Source organism: Tritonibacter scottomollicae, assembly GCF_032924845.1.
Lineage (GTDB): Bacteria > Pseudomonadota > Alphaproteobacteria > Rhodobacterales > Rhodobacteraceae > Epibacterium > Epibacterium scottomollicae.
Map to the genome: position 1 here is coordinate 212,668 of NZ_CP136707.1, position 21,889 is coordinate 234,556.

General features: G+C 56.9%; 12 protein-coding genes, 9 pseudogenes and 1 other annotated feature. Of the genes and pseudogenes, 10 read left to right on the forward strand and 11 right to left on the reverse strand.

Going from position 1 to position 21,889, the window contains the following annotated elements:
* Positions 1 to 26 precede the first annotated feature (26 nt).
* Positions 27 to 857 carry an AraC family transcriptional regulator gene (locus R1T40_RS22100; RefSeq protein WP_317387126.1) on the forward strand — a complete coding sequence of 277 codons (831 nt, stop codon included), beginning with the start codon at positions 27 to 29 and terminating at the stop codon, positions 855 to 857.
* Between the two features lie 1,111 nt (positions 858 to 1,968).
* Here R1T40_RS22100 and R1T40_RS22105 read toward each other — a convergent pair.
* On the reverse strand, positions 1,969 to 2,328 hold the full coding sequence (locus R1T40_RS22105) for an ASCH domain-containing protein (RefSeq protein WP_317387127.1): 360 nt from the start codon (positions 2,326 to 2,328) through the stop codon (positions 1,969 to 1,971).
* A 439-nt stretch (positions 2,329 to 2,767) separates the two neighbouring features.
* A pseudogene (locus tag R1T40_RS22110) lies at positions 2,768 to 2,974 on the reverse strand (transposase); the annotation flags it as partial.
* Positions 2,975 to 3,194: 220 nt separating this feature from the next.
* Here R1T40_RS22110 and R1T40_RS22115 point away from each other — a divergent pair.
* Both R1T40_RS22115 and R1T40_RS22120 read left to right on the forward strand, forming a co-directional pair.
* The gene (locus tag R1T40_RS22115) at positions 3,195 to 5,192 is read left to right on the forward strand and encodes an ATP-binding protein (protein ID WP_317387128.1); all 1,998 of its coding nucleotides are present in this window, start codon (positions 3,195 to 3,197) and stop codon (positions 5,190 to 5,192) included.
* Between the two features lie 307 nt (positions 5,193 to 5,499).
* Positions 5,500 to 5,616, forward strand: a pseudogene (locus R1T40_RS22120) (transposase); the annotation flags it as partial.
* A gap of 237 nt (positions 5,617 to 5,853) precedes the next feature.
* On the opposite strand, the gene R1T40_RS22125 reads toward R1T40_RS22120, so the two are convergent.
* Entirely contained in the window at positions 5,854 to 6,870 is a 1,017-nt protein-coding gene (locus R1T40_RS22125) for an IS110 family RNA-guided transposase (RefSeq protein ID WP_317387129.1), read from the reverse strand.
* Positions 6,871 to 6,937: 67 nt separating this feature from the next.
* Here R1T40_RS22125 and R1T40_RS22130 point away from each other — a divergent pair.
* Both R1T40_RS22130 and R1T40_RS22135 read left to right on the forward strand, forming a co-directional pair.
* Positions 6,938 to 7,265, forward strand: a pseudogene (locus R1T40_RS22130) (transposase); the annotation flags it as partial.
* A 231-nt stretch (positions 7,266 to 7,496) separates the two neighbouring features.
* Positions 7,497 to 7,637 (forward strand): annotated as a pseudogene (locus R1T40_RS22135) (integrase core domain-containing protein); the annotation flags it as partial.
* An 89-nt stretch (positions 7,638 to 7,726) separates the two neighbouring features.
* Here R1T40_RS22135 and R1T40_RS22140 read toward each other — a convergent pair.
* Complete coding sequence (locus R1T40_RS22140) at positions 7,727 to 8,683, reverse strand: IS1595 family transposase (RefSeq protein WP_317387130.1); 957 nt, start codon at positions 8,681 to 8,683, stop codon at positions 7,727 to 7,729.
* 79 nt (positions 8,684 to 8,762) lie between these two features.
* Between R1T40_RS22140 and R1T40_RS22145 the strand changes: the two are divergent.
* Positions 8,763 to 8,930, forward strand: a pseudogene (locus tag R1T40_RS22145) (integrase core domain-containing protein); the annotation flags it as partial.
* 745 nt (positions 8,931 to 9,675) lie between these two features.
* On the opposite strand, the gene R1T40_RS22155 reads toward R1T40_RS22145, so the two are convergent.
* The 4 genes and pseudogenes from R1T40_RS22155 to R1T40_RS22170 form a co-directional block, all read right to left on the reverse strand.
* Entirely contained in the window at positions 9,676 to 12,054 is a 2,379-nt protein-coding gene (locus R1T40_RS22155; RefSeq protein WP_317387131.1) for a methyl-accepting chemotaxis protein, read from the reverse strand.
* 298 nt (positions 12,055 to 12,352) lie between these two features.
* A pseudogene (locus tag R1T40_RS22160) lies at positions 12,353 to 12,980 on the reverse strand (transposase); the annotation flags it as partial.
* A 155-nt stretch (positions 12,981 to 13,135) separates the two neighbouring features.
* Entirely contained in the window at positions 13,136 to 13,393 is a 258-nt protein-coding gene (locus R1T40_RS22165; protein ID WP_317387132.1) for a hypothetical protein, read from the reverse strand.
* 262 nt (positions 13,394 to 13,655) lie between these two features.
* Complete coding sequence (locus R1T40_RS22170; RefSeq protein WP_072506814.1) at positions 13,656 to 14,174, reverse strand: SMI1/KNR4 family protein; 519 nt, start codon at positions 14,172 to 14,174, stop codon at positions 13,656 to 13,658.
* A 501-nt stretch (positions 14,175 to 14,675) separates the two neighbouring features.
* Here R1T40_RS22170 and R1T40_RS22175 point away from each other — a divergent pair.
* Together R1T40_RS22175 and R1T40_RS22180 are read left to right on the forward strand one after the other, a co-directional pair.
* Complete coding sequence (locus tag R1T40_RS22175; protein ID WP_317387133.1) at positions 14,676 to 14,939, forward strand: hypothetical protein; 264 nt, start codon at positions 14,676 to 14,678, stop codon at positions 14,937 to 14,939.
* Between the two features lie 16 nt (positions 14,940 to 14,955).
* Positions 14,956 to 15,822: pseudogene (locus R1T40_RS22180) on the forward strand (DDE-type integrase/transposase/recombinase); the annotation flags it as partial.
* Positions 15,237 to 15,353, forward strand: a sequence feature (AL1L pseudoknot). Its footprint overlaps the pseudogene before it by 117 nt.
* A gap of 7 nt (positions 15,823 to 15,829) precedes the next feature.
* Here R1T40_RS22180 and R1T40_RS22185 read toward each other — a convergent pair.
* A pseudogene (locus tag R1T40_RS22185) lies at positions 15,830 to 16,792 on the reverse strand (IS30 family transposase); the annotation flags it as partial.
* Positions 16,793 to 16,848: 56 nt separating this feature from the next.
* Here R1T40_RS22185 and R1T40_RS22190 point away from each other — a divergent pair.
* A protein-coding gene (locus tag R1T40_RS22190) for an IS5 family transposase (protein ID WP_317387134.1) occupies positions 16,849 to 17,618 on the forward strand; the annotation gives its coding sequence in 2 pieces (ribosomal slippage) (positions 16,849 to 17,185 and positions 17,185 to 17,618; 771 coding nt in all).
* A 19-nt stretch (positions 17,619 to 17,637) separates the two neighbouring features.
* On the opposite strand, the gene R1T40_RS22195 is transcribed toward R1T40_RS22190, so the two are convergent.
* Both R1T40_RS22195 and R1T40_RS22200 read right to left on the reverse strand, forming a co-directional pair.
* Positions 17,638 to 18,378 carry an alpha/beta fold hydrolase gene (locus R1T40_RS22195; protein ID WP_317387135.1) on the reverse strand — a complete coding sequence of 247 codons (741 nt, stop codon included), beginning with the start codon at positions 18,376 to 18,378 and terminating at the stop codon, positions 17,638 to 17,640.
* Between the two features lie 483 nt (positions 18,379 to 18,861).
* Positions 18,862 to 19,669: pseudogene (locus R1T40_RS22200) on the reverse strand (IS3 family transposase); the annotation flags it as partial.
* Between the two features lie 1,104 nt (positions 19,670 to 20,773).
* On the opposite strand from R1T40_RS22200, the gene R1T40_RS22205 reads away from it, so the two are divergent.
* A complete protein-coding gene (locus R1T40_RS22205) occupies positions 20,774 to 21,706 on the forward strand; it encodes an IS5 family transposase (protein WP_317387136.1) in 933 nt (310 codons plus the stop codon).
* Positions 21,707 to 21,889: the final 183 nt, after the last annotated feature.

Below are 21,889 nucleotides of genomic sequence, written 5' to 3' on the forward strand. Positions count from 1 at the left end.
TGATCTTATGATTTTCGGAATTTCGTGTGACAGGCTTTCAGCAACCCGAACCGCCGCATCCCTCCTGCTATGTGATTCACGAAAAGGGCGTCAGCACACACCCGACACCCGTCGCCGTGCATGCCGATCACGGGTTGATGTTTACCCTTGCGGGTTGGTTCACCATGGAGCAGAAATACGAAACGTTGTCCTTGGCAGGAAGCGTAACGATTGTTCCTGCCGGTGTGCCGCATCGGCCCCTGGCTGGCGAAGACCTTGACTATTGGCTCTTGGGATTTTCCGCAGGGGGCTTTGGGTTTGACGAGGCACAGGCCATCATGCGGCCATTTGCTGAGGTGCGCCTCGGGGCGTCCCCCGTTTTTCATTTGGAAGAAGTGGCACAGACGCGTTTGCTGCGCTGGTTCGAAACCTTGGCGCAAGAGGCGGAAGACCAATCCGAGCTCACCGCAGAGGTGCAACGCAGCCTGATTACTCTCATCCTGTCAGAGGTCTCGCGGGCGATGCCAAATACAGATGAGGATAGGCAGCGCTCACCACTGGTCGCCACAGCGCTGCGCTACATTCAACGACACAGCCTTTCCCCTATCTCCCTCAGCGATGTGGCGTCGGCGGTTGGCCGCACCGCGCCTCATGTCGCGGCTGTCGTCAAATCCGAAACCGGTTTTACGGTCGGCACTTGGATCACGTCCGCCCGCGTCGCCAAGGCCGCGCAGCTCTTGCAACACACGGACATGCCCGTCGATCAAATTGCCCCACACATCGGATGGCAGGACACGACCCATTTCATCCGCCAGTTTCGAAAAATCTATGGAATGACCCCCGCTGCTTGGCGCAAGAAGCAACGAGTGCGGGTGTAGTCGCTGGTGCTGATTCTCCTTTACGGACATTGGCGCAACCGCAGCGAAAGTTCACTCCGTCCCGCTTCACCGACCTTCGTCCTCCGAAAATGCTGCGCCATAGACGAACGGCCGGTTTGGTGAAGCTGCGGCGCGGAAGCGGCGTGGTAGGTAGAAGGCGGCTCTGGGCCGCTAGTTTCTGGCGCAGGTAAACGAGCTTATCGATATACGCAGTCTTCTGGGTCAGAAATGCTTGACGTTTGGGTCAGAATTGGAAGACGCAGCCCTACCGTTCCCTCAGGTTTTGGCCGTTGATTGAGTCAAAGGTGTTCGACGTCCCACAGCGGATGTTGAACGTCAGACGAAATTGACCTAGGCGTCATAAACTGACCCAATCCACTGTTTTTGCCGTGTGGCTTGTTTCGTTGATCTGACCTTCCTTTTGGAAAATCAGGGCTGATTTGCAGGTTCAGTCGGCGAAGCCGCCTGTTCCTGCCAATCTGCCACGTGGCGAACGCGGGAGGGGGCGAGGCAATGCTATTCGACCGGGTTGGTGCGGCCCGCAGGCGCAGCCGAGGACACGGCCCGGTCTAATCGGATTGCCCGAGGGGGAGGGCAGCGCCCTCTCCCTGACGGCCAGGGGCGTGTGGCTTGTCCAAATCCCGCTGGCCCACAAAACAGAAGCGGCGGGGCCATCAGCCCCGCCTCCGTGTTGCGGTCATACAATATTGAAAACTGAGTTCACAGGTTTGGGACTGAACCGCTAGTGCTGATACCCGCATCGATGACCGTATCCAGCCCGAATACGACATGCATACAAGGTGTAGCGATACCTTTGCTGCAAGCGCGAACGATCTCCTGAGAGCGGACCTTCAAACAGCTCCGATGACCAGGGCGATGCCGCGCTCAGCTCAGATGTCAGCAAAGCGCAGGTAGCGACATTTGCAAAGTCTCAGGATCTGCCACCTGGGCAACGGTCTCATGCTGCACGAGCAATGGAGGGAACAGACCTTCGCTGCAGATGCAGCCACCAACCACTGTCGAACGGAAGGGAAGCGGACGAAGCCATCTTTCGCCGCGTGACGAAGTCTTTAGCCGTCTGAAGTTGTACGCAGCGGGGCGAAGTGGGCGTTCACAGCATTTGCAGATCGATGGGCACTTCATAGATTCCCCTCGCCGCGAGCACGGGTAGCAAGTATGATACCGGGCGTATGTTCGTGAGTTCCCATGCCAGCCAGCCGTCTTCGTAGTAGCTGGCGCAAGCCGCTGCGATGTCTGTGCTGCAGAAGGGCCTCACAGAAGCAACCCTCACGATGGCAACCGCTTTCCCATCTTGATCCACTTCGCCGTCCATGTGCAGAAAACGAGAATTTTCAACGATCAGGAGATCTTCGTCAGGCTGAAGATCTGGAAACCATCGCCGAACCTCTAGTGTTTTTTCGCCACGCGCAATTCTGGCTCCACTGGGGGCAACAATGGATAGGGCTTTCATACGTTTAGCCTTCAACTGATCTCAATGCCGGAGCTTTTACCTGCAATGTAAATGTCGAGCAATGACCGCAAAGGTCTCGACTGCCGACTTGCGGCGGCGCGGCGCCGAGTTGCAGGGATACCGCACCTCGTGCCCGGTGCCAGATGACATCAGGCCAGCCCAAACGCGACATTTATGCAAGGGGCAGCGGGGGCATTGCTGCAGTCGCGACAGATTTCCCGAAAGCCGCCGTTCAGCAAGCGGTGGCGGCCCTGGCTGATGCTGCGGTCAGCACCTGGGGCAGCGAAGCGCAGATAGCGCCCTTTGCAAACTTGGCAGATCTGGCGACATGGCGAGCGGTGCATGCCGCAATCGCACGACTAAGAGCTGACCTTCGCCGCACATGCAGCTGCCAACCACTTTCGAACGGTGGGGACGCGGACTGAGCGCTCTTTCGCTGCAATTGCGCCAAGGCCCGCATCTCCTCGGCCATAGTCTTCATATCGGTGATGAAGCTGGCATCCATCCCGCCATACTTGGCCCACGATTTGTACAGCGTGGCGCTGCTCATGCCGTGCTCTCGGCACAGCTCGGCTGCAGGCAGACCGCCCTCCATCTGGCGCAGCGCGCCTATCATCTGGGCTCCTGTGATACGGGTCTTCTTCATCGGAATTCCCTCGTTCATCCTGCCGAGAAAATTCTACCTCCGCACCCCCTTAAGATTGAGGGATTACCAGAGCATCTTCGCCAGACGATCACATATGTGGCAACCACTCATGCCAACGTGCGAAAAGTCCTGCCAAAGCAGTGCACTCCTTGAACGCCGTTAACCCCAAGTTTACAACCCATCTGTACCCGTTTGAATACACTAAGGTTTTAGGTGATGAATGCGTCAGAATCTTTCCGTTCGAAGTATGTTGCTCACCTTAGCAAATGTAGTGCTGGCTGCTTTGGTCACGACACCCGCGTCCAAGGCAGAAAACCTTAAAGTCACCTACGGTGACTTTCACCCATATAGCTTCACGAATGCGGCGGGAGAAGCTGAGGGCTTCGCGGTCGATGTGGTGCGCCATGTTCTGAAGGCCGCAGGACATGAAACTGAGTTCGTTTATTCAGTTAACCCCGCCAGAACTCTGGAAATGCTTGAAGCAGGTGAAGCAGATCTAACAACCTTCTTGGCGACAACACCCGACCGACTGGAGCGCGCTCTTGCCACCCGCCATATTGGCAATTTTGAACTAGCCGCTTTCATCCTTAGAGGTAGTGACGCTTCTGAAAACTTCGACTTGGCTGGCAGGCGAGTTGGAGTGGTCAAGGGCAGTGCGGGTATCACAGCAGCCAAAATGATCCCATTCGTAGAGATTGTAGAGTACCAAGAGACTGACGATCTGATCGTTCCACTATTGGTAGGTGAAATCGATGCGGTAGTGTCCGCTAAGGCAGCTTTCACTGCAAGGTTACGCCGCGCGAAGGCTTCGGATCTTGCAGTCCCGCTGTCCCCCAGCTTGGTGTCCATGCCCTACGGTCTTCTTGTTTCGAATGCGCGCCCCGATCTGGTTTCGGTGCTTGACGAAGCTTTGCTGAATGCTCTTCCTCCCAAGAGGGTCGCATCGCTGCGCGAGAAATGGTTCGGTCGAGAAACCTACCTGTACGAAAAAGCGGGCTTTTGGTTTGCACTTGTAGCGGCGGTGTTCTGCGGTTCAATCATAGGATTTATGTCTTGGAGGATCTATCAATATCGGCGAGAGGCGGCGCGCATCTTGAAAGCCAACAAAGCAAATGACCTCCTTATTCGCGCCTTGGATGAAATAAATGGCGCAATCGTCATCTATGACAAAGATATGCGCGCGATTCACCGAAACGCTGGATTTGCACGAGCGTTCCCTAGTCTCGTGCATGAGGCGGATTCAGGCGCAACGATGAGCGAGTTGATCTCGCACTCGTACCAAACCGAACTGGCGACACTCGCGTCCCACGGTAAATCTATTGCGGAATTCGTCGAGGAGATAATAAGCGCAGTTGAGCAAGGAAATGACAACTGGCGAACGGTTAAGGCAAACAACGGATTGGTATATGAAGCGCGCGACTTCCCTTTAGGCGATGAATATTTCGCATCGATCCGTGTTGACGTGACTGCGCAGGCAACCTTGCAAGACACAATTCGTGAACAAGCACAAGTACTTCAGTACTCCAACGAGCAGCTGGAAACCTTTGCATCAATCGCGGCACATGACCTCAGAAGCCCGCTTTCACGGATCTATCCACTTGTTGATTTCGTACAAGAGGACCTTTCTGAAGCTGGCATTCGTGTTCCCGACCAGGTCGGTGAATACCTAGATCTAATCCGGGAAGAAGCAGTGTTAATGAAGGATCTCGTGGATGATCTGCTCTTGTATGCTTCCACCGGAGCGCAAGATGGGCAACGTCAATTGATTGACCCAGTTGAGAGGCTGGAGCGAGTGCTGGAGGTTCTCCGTCCGCCTGAAGCATTTGTGATCGCCAAGCCCACCGCGATGCCCGCCATAAACGTTGATCCCATCGCGTTCGAAGCAGTGATGAGGAATCTGGTCGGGAATGCGATCAAGCATCACGGTAACACAAATGGAACTATCGAGATCACCGCGGCAGAAGACAGCGGATCAGTATACATCCACGTCACTGATGACGGGGTTGGCATTCCTGAAGAATATCAATCGGTTATTTTTGAACCATTCCAAAGGCTCTCGACGAAAAATGCGGGAAGTGGCTTAGGTTTGGCCTTCATCAAGAAAACTGTTGAAAATTGGGGCGGCCACGTTGGCCTCTCCTCATCGATGGGTCTTGGAAGCCGGTTTACAGTAAGCATTCCTAAGGAAAATTCTGATGAAAACCGGTTGGCATCATAGAATTGCGGCGGCAGCAAAAGTCAAATCATGAGCGTATTGCTTGTATTTATGATCTTTTCTTCACCAACTCAAAAATCCGATTGCAACGCACCCGATACTCATTTGATGCATATCGAGCAAAGTTCTTCGCCAACGCATTGAATTCCGCAGCTTGTTGGTTGTTCAGCGCATACTCAGCAAGCTGTCGGGATAGTTCATTCTGGGTGTCTTCATCAGAAGTACTATTGTCTTTCCAATACTTCTGACCTGCTCCCCTGAAAAGTCCGCGGTTTGAAGTTAGCCTGTTCTCCAAACGAGGAGACAGACGATGCGGAAGAGCCGTTTCAGCGAAGAGCAGATCATTGGGATCCTGAAGGAGCACCAAGCCGGGATGGGCGCCAAAGAGCTCTGCCGGAAGCACGGCATCAGCGATGGCACGTTTTACATCTATGGATGTCTCTCCCTTTGCAAGATTTTCGCTGATCTGTTCCACCGCCAGGTCCCAGGTTGCAAACATCTATCCGGCGTCACCCTTCGATGGTGCGCCCAAATGGGAATTCCGCGTGGTGAGCCTCAACAAATGGTCGGCCTCAGCAGGCCATTATAAAAGCCAGGTTCCTCACACACCGGAGTTTGCCGGTCGGTTCATTTCATTGATCTTCTTGCAATCCTTGTTGCGCGCTTAAGCGTGGGCGCGGAACTCTTCGTTTCTGTTCAGCATGGCCCAGATGATCCGGGCGTTTTTGTTGGCCACGGCGACGATAGCGCGGTTCATACCGCGTCGTTCGCGAAGGCTGTTGACCCATTGACTGAAGGGGTCCGTCTTTCGCTGCGCTACACGGACTACTGATCGGGCACCATGGATCAGAAGGGTTCGGAGATGTCTGTCTCCGCGTTTGCTGATCCCCATGAGTAGCCTCTTGTCGCCGCTTGAGTGCTGCCGTGGAATCAGCCCCATCCATGCGGCCAGATGTCGGCCGTTCTTGAACTCACGGCCATCGCCCACGGCTGCGACAACAGCGGTCGCTGTCTTTGGGCCGACACCGCAGATGCGTGCGATCCGGCGGCAATCCTCATTGGACTTGAACACTGCATCAATGCGGCGGTCGAAGGTTGTGATCTGAGCATCAATCTGTCCCAAGAAGTCGAACAAGTCGCCAATGATCTCTCGGCTCATTGCGCTCAGCCCGTTCGTCTGGTTCTCAAGTATCTCTGGGATGGCCCGCCGTGCCCGTCCGATCGATAAAGCGATAGGTATGCCGCGGTCTAACAGCAGGCCCCGCATTTGGCTCACGAGTGCGGTCCTGTGATTGACGAGGCGGCGGCGCGCCCGATGCAGGGCCTGAATATCCTGTTGTTCTTCTGATTTGGTCGGCACGAACTTCATGTTCGGAAGCATCAAGGCGGTACAGATGGCCTCGGCATCGTTCTGATCGTTCTTTTGATGCTTGACGAAGGGCTTGACATACTGCGGCGCGATCACCTTGACCGTATGGCCAAGCGCCTCGAACTGCCTCTGCCAATAAAATGCCCCTGTGCAGGCTTCGACACCAATGACACAGGGCTCCAGTTCAGCAATCTCGGCGAGTAATCCTTCTCGGCGGAGGCGGCGTTTCAATACGGCCTGTCCGTTAGCGTCGACTCCATGCAACTGGAACACGTTCTTGGCCAAATCAATTCCAATGAATGCGACTGTCATATCTCTCTCCATTCTACTGCGTCACACCCGCAGCGTTGCTGATTGCGGGAGAGACATCCATCCCATTAAGTGGCGCTCGAAGTATGGCGGCATGGAAGTGTCGGAGGCCAAACGGCTGAAGGCGCTGGAGGTTGAGAATGCAAAGCTGAAAAAGATGCTGGCAGAGCAGATGCTCGATGTCGCCATGCTGAAGGAGATGCTGGGAAAAAACTTCTGAAGCCCGGTGCAAGGCGGAAAGCCGTGGACTGGGCCATGACAGAGAAGAGCTACAACCAGCGGCGGGCCTGCGCCCTGGCCGGGATCGATCCGCGCGTCTATCGGCGCGGATCAACCAGACCTGCGGACACCGAGCTGCGAGAGAGGCTGAAGGAACTGTCAGACGGCGGCGGCGCTTCTTACCCGGAACAGCGATCAAAACTTCATGTCGGGCTTTTGCGATATCAATCGCCACCAAAATAGGCTCGTCCTGTGCAATGGTGTTATCGGTCATAGTCGGTCTCCCTTGCGGTGTGGTTTGTTGCAAAAACCACTGTAGAGGCCTGAGACACGGCTATGATCACCTGCTGCGCTTTGTAAGGGCTGCGCAGGCAATCATAGCCTCTGAAACAGCGTCATTCCGAAGGTGTTACGGAACGGAGCTGACATCGAACGCCATCCTGAGATGGCAGGAAGACCGGAAGGTCGAGTGGCACTACATCGCACCAGGCAAACCCATGCAGAACGGCTTCGTGGAAAGCTTCAACGGCCGTCTGCGCGACGAGTGCCTCCGGTCTTAGGTAGCAAATGCACCAAGTTGCCGTCTGGATGGCCAGCGTGTTCTCGTGTGGAATGGGTGCATGCCAAAGCCATTGATTATTCATACCCTAACAGAGAAGCGGGCCGAGATACTGGGCCAGATTAAGGCATATGAGCCGCCGATCAAGCAATCCGCCAGGTGGCCATTGCTCTCCTCTCGATGATCCTCGAGCCAGGCTGCATGGGCCGCGTATGCATCGAGATACCTTCCTTCGACTTTCAGATGTTGTCCGCCAATCATCCGCCTAAGCCGCGAGAAGAAGCTCTCGGCAAGGTTGGTATGAGCTCCTCCGACGCTGTAACCTTCTGAATGATTGATCCTTTGCATGTCAAAGTCTGTTTCCAGAAGATCCCAATGCGCGACTTCATCGGCCGAGACAACGGTGTCTGGGGCGATCCTTTCCCTTGCAAACTCGACGCCCTGCGCCTCCCGAAGAAAGATTCTCGTCACCGTTCGGCCGCCACGCTGGCGGAGCACGACAACCACCCGGCGCTTCCCACTCCGGTTGACGCGCCGCCGCCGGTCGACACGCTCCTCCTTTAAATTGGCAGGCCGGACATGGCCACCGAACGCCGCGCCATCAACCTCGACCTCGCCGTCCAGACGGGCGTCCCGGGTCTCCGCCTTCATTGCCTCCCTGAGCTTGTGCATGAGCACGAATGCCGTCTTGTACTGCACATCCAGATCACGTGACATCTGAACCGCGGACAGTCCCTTCGCCGCGTTCACGAACAGACAGATCGCGCCCAGGAGATCGACGAAGGCGAGCTTCCGGGAGGCGAAGATCGTGCCTGACGTTACGCTGAATTGCCGATGGCAGGCCGCGCACTTGAAACGGCGCCTGGTCGTCAGGTCGTAAACATCAACACATCCGCATGCAGGGCAGATCGGCTCGCCATCGGTCTCCGGCCAGCGCAGTTGGCAGAACCGACGGTATGCCGCCTCTTCCCCTTCGGAGAAGATCGATTTGAGAGACAAAGTCCGAGCAGCGGCCGACAAGAGAAAATGTTGCGCCATATGAACATCCAAAACCGTGAATGTTCACATATTCTTCTCATCCATCTTGCCAGTCAATCATTTGGTGCATTTGCTACCTAAGACCGAGTGCCTCAACGAGCATTTGTTCGCCAACTTGCGCCACGCCCGGGATCTGATCTCTGCTTGGCGCGACGACTACAATCACCACCGCCCACACACGAGCCTCGACGGGCTTACACCGTGGGAGTATCACCAACGGTCAATAGTGGACCAAAAACTGAACAGGCTAACTTCAAATCGCGGACTCCACGGGGAGCAGGTCACTGATCTTCGATTGGAACTTTCTCCTCTTCAAGTTCTCCACCCTCACGAACTCCGTAGATATCGGCCGAAATGGGGTCTGTTCCGGCTGGGTGGTCATACCGACATCCTCCCAAAGAAGGACATCCGTATCTGAAGCGCTCAGCGCATCTGCCGCAGGAGATCAAGGATATTGGCTGGAAAGCTCAGACGCGGCTTTGCAAACGGTATCGCGACCTGAGCCGGACAGGCAAATCGCAGCCCAGAGTGTTGGCCGCAATCGCCCGGGAACTGGCTGGGTTCATTTGGGATATCGCGCGAAAGACACCACTCACAGCTTGAACGCCAACTCAGACTGCCTGTGCAGCACGCTGGAGATGGCGGCCATGGATAGGGAAATCCTCAGTCTACGCTTTGGGACAAATATCCGGTCTTAGAGAGAGGTCACCCGTATCGAATTTGGTCAGGCGGTATCCAATCCGCGGATGAGAGAATGACAACCATCGGTTCGGCCTGCCGTCTCCAGCGCCTGTACAGGCTACAGATTTTGACCATCTCGCGCCAGCGGGGTAGTCTTATCGTGCCGGGAAAATCAAAAACGCTCATGAGAGATGTCATCCTGCCCCTAGCCGGAACAGACCCCGAAATGCCACCGAACCCGACACCCTCGATGTCAAACGTCCAAGATCCTGAATGCAGTGGACCGCAGAGGGCTGGTCCAGCCCGGAGCCCTAGAAGTCTTCGTAGTAGTTGAGCGCCGCACTGCCCTCGCTGCCGTGGGCCGTCGGTTTGCTGGGCGTTGCATCACTGCTGTTGTCCGAGGTGTCCCAGCCCTCGTCAACGTCCCAGCTGTCGTCGGCATGGGCGGTTGGGGCCGGGGGGGACGTACGCGCAGTGGAGGCCACTGGTTTGCCCGCAAGCCGGAAGTTCGCCACCACGCCGCCCAGTTCGGATGCGTCGCTGTCCAGCATCTGGCAGGCCGCGGAGGCTTCTTCGACCATGGCGGCATTCTGCTGCGTCACCTGATCCAGCTGCACCATGCCTGTGTTGATCTCTTCGATACCGTTTGACTGCTCCGCCGCGCCCTCGGCAATGCCAGAAATCAGCTGCGAGATATGGTTCACCCGCGTTGTGATCGTCTCAAGCGCCTCGCCGGCCTTACCGACCAGATCGACGCCTTGATCGACCTGCTTGGAGCTTTCACCGATCAGCGCCTTGATCTCCATCGCGGCATCGGAAGACCGCTGTGCCAGACCGCGCACTTCGCTCGCGACCACGGCAAAGCCGCGCCCGGCCTCGCCCGCCCGGGCCGCCTCGACCCCGGCGTTGAGCGCCAGCAGGTTGGTCTGAAAGGCGATGTCGTCGATCACAGAAATGATCTGTTCGATCTTCTTGGAGGACTGCTCGATCTCGGTCATGGCGGTGACCGCATTCTGCACCACCTGACCGCTCACTTCGGCCTCTTGCTTGGCCTCTCCTGTGATCTGTTCGACGCTGCGCGCGCCGTCGGCTGCTGATTTGACGCTGGCGGTGATCTCTTCCAGCGCAGCGGCTGTTTCTTCCAGTGTGGCAGCCTGACTTTCGGTGCGATGCGACAGATCATCCGATGACTGATTGATCTCCGCCGCGCCGTTGCGAATGCGCTCGATCGCGGTCACCACCTGACCAAGTGTATCGTTGAGCTTGGTCACGGTCGTGTTGAAATCGGTACGCAGTTTCTCGTGCTCTCCGGAGAAGGGCGTATCTATCGTGGCCGAGAAATCCCCCTGTGACAGGCGCAGAAGACCTGTGCTGAGATTTTCCACGACGACCTCCTGCTCGCGCTGCTGTTCGGCGCGGCCCTCTTCGGCGGTGCGCGCCACGCGCAAGTCATCCTGCAGCGACAGCAGCGCCTTGCCGATGTCGCCAATCTCGTCGCCACGCTGCGCCTCGGCAACTTCGGTTGAGAGATCGCCAGCAGCCACCGTGTTCATACCCGTGGAAATATGATGCAGCGGTTGGGTGATCGAGCGCGCGATACGCCAGCCGAAAATGGACATCACCCCACATATTGCCAACCCGATCAGAGCCAGCATCCAGGCTTTCTGGCGCAATGGCGCCATGATGTCAGTGACGTCTTGTTCCACAACCAAGGCCCAGTTGGCGACGTCCAGACCGAGAGGCTGCGAATAGGCATAAACCGGATGACCCGAGATCCCGGTTGCAGCGTCCAGAAAATGGCGCTCGCCATCGAGCGCCAGCGCCACCTGTTCATTGTCCGGCAGCGCCTCGAGAACTTGGAAACCGTTTTCAAACCGAGATGTGGTCCGCGTTTTCCGGTCTGCGCCCAGAAGGTAGACCTGCGCGGTTTCGCCAAGGCCGTCGGCGTTGTTGGTGATCAGACCCAAAAGATCAACTGGCACCTGCACTGCAACCACACCGAGCGGTGTTCCATCCTGGGCCGAAACCGGGGTGGCCAGGAAGGCGGCTGCCGCTCCATTGCTGGGGGCATAGGGTTGCATATCGGCAAAGATCACCTCGCCGACCTCTGCTGCATTCGCCGCACGGAATGCGTCCGCCAGGTTGGAATTCGCATAACTGCCATCGATCAGATTTGTGGCGTAGTCCATTTCCTTGAAAACGGAGTAGACAATGTCGCCCGCCGGGCTGATCAGAAAAGCATCATAGTAGCCCTTGGTCTCGATCAGCGTGCGAAGCCCGGTATGAAAGGTTTCATGGGCGTCATGATAGGCCGCGTCTCCGTCCGCTCGCAGTAATTTATGCTTCTCACCCACCGGGTGGCTGTTGTCCGCGATATAGGCGCGCTGCAGCGTGGTGCCCGCGTCAGGTCCCAACGCGGACCAGCTCTCTTCAAAGGCAGCAAGGGCTGAGGTTGTGGCAGGCGAGCGCGCCAGCGACACCAGATCTGCCTCTACCCCGCTCATCATTCGGCGGATTGACGCGCTTCTGTCTGCCAGCAAGGACGCCATTTGGCGCTCTGTGGTGTCTTTGGCAAACCCCCTGAACTCAAAGAGCGAAGCAGCGATCAGTAAAGCGCCGGTAACAGCACAAAAGCCTGCGAAGAAGAGGGGCAGCTTGCGAGAAATCTTTATGGTGTTGGTGCGAAACATGGTGCGATCCTGTCGGAGTGGCGTAACCTGCAGGATAGAAGGCGCTGGCACCATTTAAGATTTCGCAAATATGTGGGAGGCTGCATGTCTTTTGGGCACAACCTGGCTTTTGCGGCAGTTTTTTGTCCGTCTTTCCCGCCAGTGGTGGCGGCATTTCATCTCTCCCGCTTGCACAACGGGATAGATGATTCGATAGTAGCGAGAACAGTCCAACCCCGAACAAATGCCCGCCATTTGATCTTACCCGATATTCCCCAAGTGGCCTGCCGCCTTCGTTCAACTTGCGCCTAGATCGCCTTCACGCGCATAACTGGAGAGCTCGCAGTCGGTGGATTGCGGCGAAGATGGCTCGCACCATCGCACCGGTGACGGCAAAATCGGCCAGCTGGAAAGTGATGGTGCGGGCGTGACGCACGACACGCGCCCCAACCTTGATCAGCTTGAGCTGCAGTCTGGTCAACGACCAATCGGTCATGGCCTTGGGTAGCTCAATGCCGCACAAGAAGGTAGCCAGATTGGAGGTCAGCGCGTGCAGTTGCAGCCGCACCTTGTTGTCGCGGAACTCCCGGCATGATAGGCCGCGTCCAGTGGAAGGAGTGCTTGCTTTCCTTGATGTGCTGCTCGGCCGTGCCGCGCCGGTTGTAGAACCGCACTACCCAATCCGGCTCCATCGGCTGGTTGGTGACGATGAAGCCGACACGCGGGAACAGCTCGCCCAGATGCCATTCGATCTTGGCGATGGCGAGGCGCTGCTTGTACCAGGACGCCGCCTGATACTGAAAGTCCTCGTAGAGCCGTTTGACCTTTGTCTGGGAGGGTCGCCCCGCGGGCTGGGGCGGCCGATGCTCGATCTTCTCCCGCAGGATACTATTGGCGGGGAGCCGGATGGCATAGAAGTAACCAACCTCTCCCAGCCGTTCGTAAAGCACCTGGAACACATTCTTCGCCAGATCGAGCCCGACCGTGATAATCTCCGACATGACCGTCCTCCTTTGTGGATCATCGCAGACCCACCTTGGCACATTGATGCCGTCGGGGGGCGGTCACATCATCAAAGCCACTCTCAGTAAGGCCTATCTTATCAGCGTTGCAGCCAAAGCTGAAATGCCAAAACCGCAGTCATAATCAAAAAGAAACAGCAAAGACCCAGCCCAGCGGACCGCGCGGTGGACTTGAGTCCGGGCCGCATAATGGTTTGCGCCATACGGGATTTGGTCCCGCTGCGCTGAATGGCGTTCTGTACCGCCTGAATAAACCAGCCCCAGATGGCCGGTTGAGCAAAAGCAAAGGCAATTCCACCCAGCAAAACAAAACTAACTTTTGAGACTCGCGCTGCCAACTCTCTGTCGCCACCATAGAATGGAAGAATAGTCTCTCCCACAACGCCAAGCGCGATAAGAAGAACAAAAAAATAGCGGACAGTTTCAACATATTAGGGTTTTAAGCAGCGCCATCACCGACGGCAAGTCTCGTGCTGCCCAAGAACTTCATATCATCATGGCCAAGCGCAGTAAGCTCTGCGAGTGAGGGTAAACTCGACCAGCATGTCAGGCCAGGCATCGCGATACGTCGCGTGCCATTTTTCGAGAGTTGAAACACCGCTACAGGTTGTCCCAGTCATCAAGGTTGTAGAGAAACCCGAACAACGTATCCGCGCAGCGGGCCAGACCCTGAGTGTTGTTGCCTGTCCCCCAAGGGTCACTGGCCGTTTCCCAAAGATATACGGCATTGTCCGTTGGGTCGGTGCCATTGGCCAAAAGGTTGGTGTGGCCTGCGTCTGCTGTGCCGATAAACACCATATCATGGGGAAAGCGGTCGGGAAATTCACGGCCTTTTCGAAATATCTCGAAGTTGTCGATGACAGATTGCAACGGTTGGAACGGCACCTGTAGTTCATGTTTGGTTTGTGCGCCGTCTGGCCAAGTCGCCAGAAAGTAATAGCCAAACCCATGTTCAAATTCGCCAGCCGTTTCCAACAGTTCTTTGTACTGGGTGGGCAGACGACAACCCGTCTTTTCTAACAGCTTTTCGAAATGCGCCTTGTTCCAAAACAGGGTGGCAGGCGCATAATCGGGGTCCTTTTTGAAGCGGGACAAAGCCATATCGAGCGTGATTTCCATGTGATCGCCTTAATTTAGTGGCCTTCGGGCTATACTTGCACCACCAAAGTGCGGAACGCCACCGTTGCGAACGCGGGCCGACTGACGGGCTTGTTGGCAATCGCCATCCCAATGGGAAGACCAGAACCAGATGGCGCCCATGTCCGCAAGGTCAATGGACAAAACAAGGTGTCACCACCTAAAATCGCCGTTGTCATATCAATCAGACAAGTCGCCGTATCTTGTCACGGCGGGCCTGTTCTGCGAGACCAAAGTCACCGGTTTCAGCGTTGGTAGAGCGGTCCCCGCGCATCGGTAGTTCGACGCAACCTTTCGCTGCGTTGGAAACTGGCCAGTTTGAAGCGGTCAATAACAAGACAACCGAAGCCCTTGACAACTCAGCTGCCAATAAGGTCGCATTCAACTTTTTCAGTCCGGATCGTTTTTTGGGTCATAAATACGCTGGCTTTGATCGCTACAACACATTGGGGAAACTAGATGCAGCAACGGCGCCTTTGGCAGATGGCCCTTTCACTCTTCCTCTTGGAACCCAGTACGATACATGCGCAAAACCCCAGCTCCTTGGAAAAATCCACTATCGAACGCCTTGAAACCGCTACAGATTGGCTGGTGCGCAACGGTGCGTTTGTCCTGGATATGCGCGGCAGGAACTTCCTGAAATCCAAGCTGACCGAACAGGGGCCGGTTCTGTTGTGGATTACCGCGCAGGTGGACCAAAGACACAATCTGAACCGCCCCGGGTTTGCCGGAGGCTTCAACTCTTGAGTAGGATGAAGCCACAATGAGCAAGACAACAAATAAATATTCTCCTGAGGTCCGCGAGCGTGCGGTGCGGCTGGTGCTGGACAACCAGGGCCAGCATAGTTCCCGCTGGCAGGCGATCATGTCGATCTCCGCGAAGATCGGCTGTTCGGCGCACACGTTGAATGAGTGGGTCAAGAAGGCAGAAGTCGACGGCGGCAAGCGGGCGGGCGTCCCAACAGATGTCGCCGACAAGATGAAGGCGCTGGAGCGGGAGAACCGCGAGCTGCGTCAGGCGAACGAGATCCTCCGCAAGGCATCGGCGTATTTTGCGATGGCGGAGCTCGACCGCCGGTCGAAGTGATGGTGTCCTTTATCGACATGCATCGCGGTGAGAATGGGGTCGAGCCGATCTGCACTGTCCTGCCGATTGCCCCTTCCACGTATTATGAGCACCTGGCGAAGCGGGCTGATCCGGCCCGATTGTCGGACCGTGCCCGGCGTGACCAGGCATTGCGGCCCGAGATCCTGCGTGTTTTCGAAGAGAACTGGCGGGTCTATGGCGTGCGGAAGGTCTGGCGGCAATTGCTGCGGGAACGTTTTGACGTCGCCCGCTGCACGGTTCCCGACAAGAAGGCGCCATGCCCGCTGGACAAGGTGAACCGGCAGTTCCGTGTGCCCGCGCCCAACATGCTTTAGGTCAGCGATTTCACCTATGTCGCCACTTGGAAAGTGGTTCGCCTATGTCGCCTTCGTTATCGATGCCTATGCCCGCAAGATCGTTGGTTGGCGTTTCAGCACCTCGGCGCATGCCGGGTTCGTTATCGATGCTCTGGAGCAGGCTGTTCACGAGCGGCGGCCGACAAAGGCGATGGGGCTTGTTCACCACTCCGACCGCGGCAGCCAAGGCGGATTCAACCGGTCGTCGCAACAGTTTCTATCTTATCGTTTTTGAGCAGCTGGTCGATAGCTTCAACTGGTGTTTTCCACCCTAGAGTTTTGCGTGGTCGCGTATTCAAAGCATGGGCAACAGCGTTTAGCTCGTTGACGCCGTGTTTGCTGAGGTCTGTCCCCTTGGGGAAGTACTGGCGGAGCAAACCGTTGGTGTTCTCATTGCTGCCACGCTGCCATGGGCTTTGAGGGTCGCAGAAGTAGACCTCGAGACCGGTATCGATACGAAGCTGCGCGTGTTGGGTCATCTCGGTGCCTTGGTCCCAGGTCAGCGAGCGACGCAGGTGGACAGGCAGGCTACTGATCGTCTTTGCGATGGCATCGCGGACCGCTTCGGCACCGTGACCGGCGAAGGCAGGTCCGTTCTTGACTGGTTTGGCTGTCCCGTGCCCCTTCATGCGTGGCAGGTGCAGGAGCATGGTGAAGCGGGTTGTGCGTTCAACCAGCGTGCCGATCGCCGAACTACCCAGTCCGAGAATGAGGTCCCCCTCCCAATGACCTGAAACCGCCCTGTCGCTGATCTCTGCCGGACGATCGCTGATCATCAACGCATCAGTGAGGAAAGACTTGCCGCGATTGCGTGCGCGTTTGCGCGGTAATCTGAGAGCGCGGCCGGACCGCAGACACGCGGAGAGCTCTCGCTTCAGCGCGCCGCGTCCTTGGATGTAGAGAGCCTAGTAAATGGCTTCGTGACTGATGCGCATCGTCGGATCCTCGGGGAAGTCCACCTTCAGGCGCTGCGCAATCTGTTCCGCGCTCCAGGCAGACGACCAGCGACGGCTTTGCCGGTGAACCGCCCGCCGCCCTTTCCATACCACAACAGGCCCATCGAAGGCGATGCCGTCTGGTGTAGCGATGAGGCCGGACAGCCGATCCTGCACGTAGTCGCGCAGGGCGGGATTGAGCGTGAGCTTGCTAGGGTCAGGACCCATTGATTTTCGGTTGGCTGCGTGATTCACCGCATCAAAAATGGGCGGTGACGATGTCTGATCTTTTCTGGTTGAGCGATGCGCAGATGGCGCGTCTTGAGCGCTTCTTTCCCAAGTCTCGCGGCAAGCCGCGAGTTGATGACCGGCGGGTCCTAAGTGGCATTATCTTCATCAATCGCAATGGCTTGCGGTGGCGTGATGCACCCAATGAATACGGCCCACACAAAACGTTGTACAACCGCTGGAAGCGGTGGAGCGATAAGGGCATTTTCGCACAAATGCTGGTCGGTCTGGCCGCAGATCATCGCGAAGAACAAACTGTCATGATCGATGCGACGTATCTCAAAGCGCACCGTACGGCTTCCAGCCTACGGGCGAAAAAAGGGGGTCTGGAGACAAGCGCGGGCGGGTGATCGGTCGCACAAAAGGCGGGATGAACACGAAGCTGCATGCGATCTGCGACAGCCGTGGTCGCCCGCTCAACTTGTTCATCACTGCCGGCCAAGTCAGCGATTACGTCGGAGCACGGGCTCTGTGCAGCAGTCTGCCGACGGTCGGATGGCCGCTGGGCGACCGGGGCTATGACGCTGACTGGTTCAGAGAAGCGTTGGAAGACAAGGGGATAAAGGCGTGCATCCCTGGCCGCAAACAGCGTAAAACCCCTGTCAAGTACGACAAGCGCCGTTACAAACGCCGCAACCAGATCGAGATCATGTTCGGCAGGCTGAAAGACTGGAGAAGGGTCGCAACACGATACGACAGATCACCAACAGTGTTCCTGTCAGCTATCGCTCTCGCCGCTCTCGTCATCTTCTGGCTATGAAGGATAACGAGTCCTGACCCTAACTGAGAAATGAGAGTACGGATGCATTGAAAAAATCCGGCGCATCAAGGTTGGCGATGTGACTGGCTGCAGGAATGACCAAAAATTCACTCTCTGGAATTGCGTTAGCCATCTTCCGAGCTCGCTTATGCGTTTTTCTATTTAGAGCCCCAACCATGATCAGCGTGTTCGCAGTGATGTTGGAAAGGCGTTTGCGTCCATCATATTGGGAAGCTGCGTGCATTACAGTGTAGTTGTTCTTTGCTGTCATTTTCGCAATCGCATCTTGAACGTATTTGCCTGCATCCTGCGATTTTGCGCCCATCGCACTTGCTGGAAGTGCCATGAATATTGAGGGTGGTAAAACTTTGAAGAGCAACATTGCCCAACCTGCTAATCCTTGCGCAAAAGCGCCTTCGAACACAGTCGCAACAGATTCAACCGTCACCAAATGCGAAACTTCGTCAGGCCAGCGCCCTGCCATTTCTATAGCGACCATGCCCCCCAGAGACAGCCCGACAATTGCATACTGCGCGATACCTTTCTCTTGCAGCATGGCCCGCACGACATCAGCCATTTCTTCGACGCTTTGGACGGGAGCGCTCCGCCCATGGCCCGGGAGGTTGGGCGCAATCACGTGATACTGCTTGGAGAACAGATCTATCTGTGGCTTCCATAGCGCGGCGTCAACGCCTGCACCATGCAGCAGCACCAGTACAGGCCCGTCACCCTGCTCGATCACTTCAAGCCCGCATCGCATAACAGTTCCCTTTCCGGCAGATTACTTCATGCCTACTGGCTGCTCCAGCAGTGACTTTCAAGGCTACATTCCGAAAGCAGACACTCATGCAGTGAACAGCATCAGGTAATTTGGACTCAGAGCCGCCTTGCGGCGATTACCGCGATCGCGGCCAAGATGGCGCGCACCGTACACGCCGTGGTCAAACACGGCGAACCCTATCGCCCCTTCTGTGAAGGGGTGAGCCCAGGCGGAAGGACTTCTCACTGATGAGCCGTGGAGGCAGTTAGCTGATCTCGTAGATAATGTTCGGGCCTTCTGCTTGGGATTTGGAATCTCGTATTGAGGACGGTGAGGGCCGCCAGAGCGCGTACCCCGTGTTTGCTATGGAGGAGATCATTTCTTGACGGCAGAGCTCGTCTGGGCAACGATTACAGGGCATCCTATTCGCCGGATGCCCCATGACCTGCTGACCTAAGCAGCCAGATCTTCCCCACATAAGACGTTGTCGCTGACGATGCAGCCGGGCTTTCCGTAGATCCGCACCAGCGCATCCAGCTCGCGGGCGACACGGGCGCCCGAGATGCTGGTGTCGGCAGTCAGGCACAGGTTCTCCCGGCAGCAATCGTCGATCACCGCCAGATTGCGGAACTTGCGCGAGGCACCGAAGCTGTCTGCCAGGAAGTCGAGCGACCAACGGGTATTGGGATTTGCTGCCCCCCGGCATCGGCGTGCGTGACCCACGGGCCCGCTTGCGCCCGCGCCGGCGCTTCTCCGACAGCCCTTCCTCCCGGTAGAGCCGATAGAGCTTCTTGTGGTTTATGAGCATGCCCTTGCGCTCGAGCAGGATACCGGTCCGGCGATAACCGTACCGGCGCCGCTTCCCGGCGATCTCCTTCATTTCCTCGCGGATCTCGGGGCAGTCCGGCGGGCGTGTGCGCCGGACCGTTTTGGGATCGACACCGATAAGCTGGCAGGTCCGGCGTTGCGAGATATCGTGATCCCGCATGGCCTTGAGCGCTGCCTCTCGCCGCCTGGTTAATGTCGTCAGTTCTTTCCCAGAAAGATCCTTTAGGACGACATTGTCGAGCATCGTGTCGGCCAGCAGGCGCTTGAGCTTGGCGTTCTCATCTTCCAACGCCTTCAGCCTGGCGGCCTCGGAAACCTCCATGCCACCATACTTGGCTTTCAGCTTGTAGAACGTCGCCGGGCTGAGGCCATGCCTACGGCACACCTCAGCTGTTGGCATGCCCGCCTCCTGCTCCTTGATCATCCCGATTATCTGCGCCTCGGTCAAACGGCTCTTCCTCATTCGTCTGCTCCTTCACGGTTGAGCAGACGCTACATCAGACTGAGAGATCTCGCGGGCGGCAGGTCAGCTTGCAAAATAGCCCAACCCAGTGAGGCCACAACAAATGTGCTGTGGTCCTACGATATAAAGGCCACCCGAGTAGAGCTGACTCGCGATAGCCTGTTTTGTCGCTAATCAACCAGCCTACCAGCTCCGCACTCGCAACATGATACGAAGCGGCCATTAGCTATTAACATTCAAAAAGTTGCATTATCCCGCTCACCGAACCTGCGTGCGGATCGCGTCGAGGGTCGGATTTGGGACGGAATTGCTTGGCGTTTGGCTTGGTAATGCTTGGCACGGTGCACTGACAAGATTCGAAATTCCGGCGCGTTGAGTCAGAAATCCATGACATTCGACAGCAGAGCCGGCCGCGCAGCGCATATGGCGCGTAATACGATAAAGCTATCCAGCCCTGTCTCATCCAACAGATAGGGCAGGAAATTTATCCTCAGGGCCGAACGGGAGCTTCTGGCGGCCGAGATACCGCTTTCATAGGACTTTAGAAGGGCAGGGGACTCATCAACCGCATACGGACGGACCCATGCACACCATTTGCAGACCTGGCGCCGCAGCTGAAGGCGAGGGGAGAACATTACCCGCAGGGCTGAGACTATGTTTTCTGAACGACATAAGGCCGCGGCGCGGGGCTGGCTCTTCGAGGTAGTCTGCGTTGCACCTGTGCCTCAGGAGATCAGGAAAAATCGGCTCAGGTCTGGCGCCAGCTTTTCCGATATCAGACTAGGGCGCAGGGAGGAACCTGCTGCAAGCGCGAAGGCTCGTTGCCAAATTCCCCGAACCGGACATTCATCTTGGCACAACTACCGTCGACAATGCTTCACCCTGTTCGAGAGACAGGGAAGCGCAGATTGTGATCTACGCAAAGTAGACGAAAACGGCGACAGCAGAAAAACCTATGCTGCATAAGCACCAAGCAAAGCCGGCTTTCGCGGTGGCAGCGGGCGGCATTACTTTGCTCATATTTTTTACGGCATGTTCGCAGCGTTGTTGCGCAAATCAAAGGGAGGGATTCACTTCGCGAATCCTGACGGTTGGTTCGGGCGCATGCCGAAGCCCACACCCACTCGCTACAGCACGGCGAACTGGTCAACCTACAACGCGTCGCTCAGGCAACGTGGCTCCCTTTCGGTCTGGTTCGACCCCGATATGGTTTGGCACGCGGAGAAGTCCGGCGAGCGGGGACGGCCCGAGACCTTCTCGGAGGCGGCGATCCAAACCTGCCTGACGCTGAGAGTTTTGTTCGGCCTTCTGCTCCGCCAAACGGTGGGACTTGTCGAGAGCCTGATCCAGCTGGCCGGGTTCGATTGGCCGGTGCTGGACTTTTCAACCTTGTGTCGACGCCAGGCGCGGATCGCGGTGCAGATCCCGTATCACGCCTCCGGACAGCCGCTGAAACTGTTGGTCGACAGTACAAGTATTAAATTTCGCGGCAATGGAGAGTGGCTGACCCGCAAGCATGGAGCCTCGCGCCGGAGGCAGTGGAGGAAGCTCCACATCGCCTTGGACGCAGGCACCGGCGACGTTCGCGCGGTCGAGTTCACCTCGAGCCATCAGGGCGACAGCCCGCTACTGCCAGAGCTGTTGTCCCAGATCCCGCCCGACGAACCGATCAATACCGTCACCGCCGACGGCGCCTATGATACGCGACGTTGCCATGAGGCGATCATCGAACGAGGTGCAAACGGCATCATGCCGATCCGCCGTAACGGTCGTGCCTGCAAGGCTGACTGCCCCGCGGCCATTGCGCGAAACGAGATCTTCCACGCAACCCGGCACCTAGGCCGGGCGCTCTGGAAGACGTGGGCGCGATACCATGTCCGCAGCCGGGTCGAGGCCAGGATGAACTGCCTCAAGCGCTTCGGGGAACGGATCATGTCACGAGACCCTGACCGCCAAACCGCCGAAATTCACATCCGCATCGCAATTATGAACACCTTCTCGGCCCTCGGCACAGCCGAGATCGAAGCCGTAACCTGAACTCAGGTTGGAAAGGGCAAACTCATCCCCGAACCTGATTTGCGCAACAACGCCCTCGGGAATGAACTTTGACTTGGGATGGAGGAGCTACACCACACTCTCAACGTTTCATCAGGGCCTTGGGGGGATCGGATACGCCCTACTCGATAATTCCACGCCTGGCTCGTTGCCTCAGATCGCACT

Coding starts and splice junctions, on each gene's coding strand:
- R1T40_RS22105 (WP_317387127.1), bottom strand. CDS start 2,328: ATGAAAGCCCTATCCATTGTTGCCCCCAGTGGAGCCAGAATTGCGCGT.
- R1T40_RS22115 (WP_317387128.1), top strand. CDS start 3,195: ATGCGTCAGAATCTTTCCGTTCGAAGTATGTTGCTCACCTTAGCAAAT.
- R1T40_RS22125 (WP_317387129.1), bottom strand. CDS start 6,870: ATGACAGTCGCATTCATTGGAATTGATTTGGCCAAGAACGTGTTCCAG.
- R1T40_RS22140 (WP_317387130.1), bottom strand. CDS start 8,683: ATGGCGCAACATTTTCTCTTGTCGGCCGCTGCTCGGACTTTGTCTCTC.
- R1T40_RS22155 (WP_317387131.1), bottom strand. CDS start 12,054: ATGTTTCGCACCAACACCATAAAGATTTCTCGCAAGCTGCCCCTCTTC.
- R1T40_RS22170 (WP_072506814.1), bottom strand. CDS start 14,174: ATGGAAATCACGCTCGATATGGCTTTGTCCCGCTTCAAAAAGGACCCC.
- R1T40_RS22175 (WP_317387133.1), top strand. CDS start 14,676: ATGGCCCTTTCACTCTTCCTCTTGGAACCCAGTACGATACATGCGCAA.
- R1T40_RS22195 (WP_317387135.1), bottom strand. CDS start 18,378: ATGCGATGCGGGCTTGAAGTGATCGAGCAGGGTGACGGGCCTGTACTG.
- R1T40_RS22205 (WP_317387136.1), top strand. CDS start 20,774: ATGCCGAAGCCCACACCCACTCGCTACAGCACGGCGAACTGGTCAACC.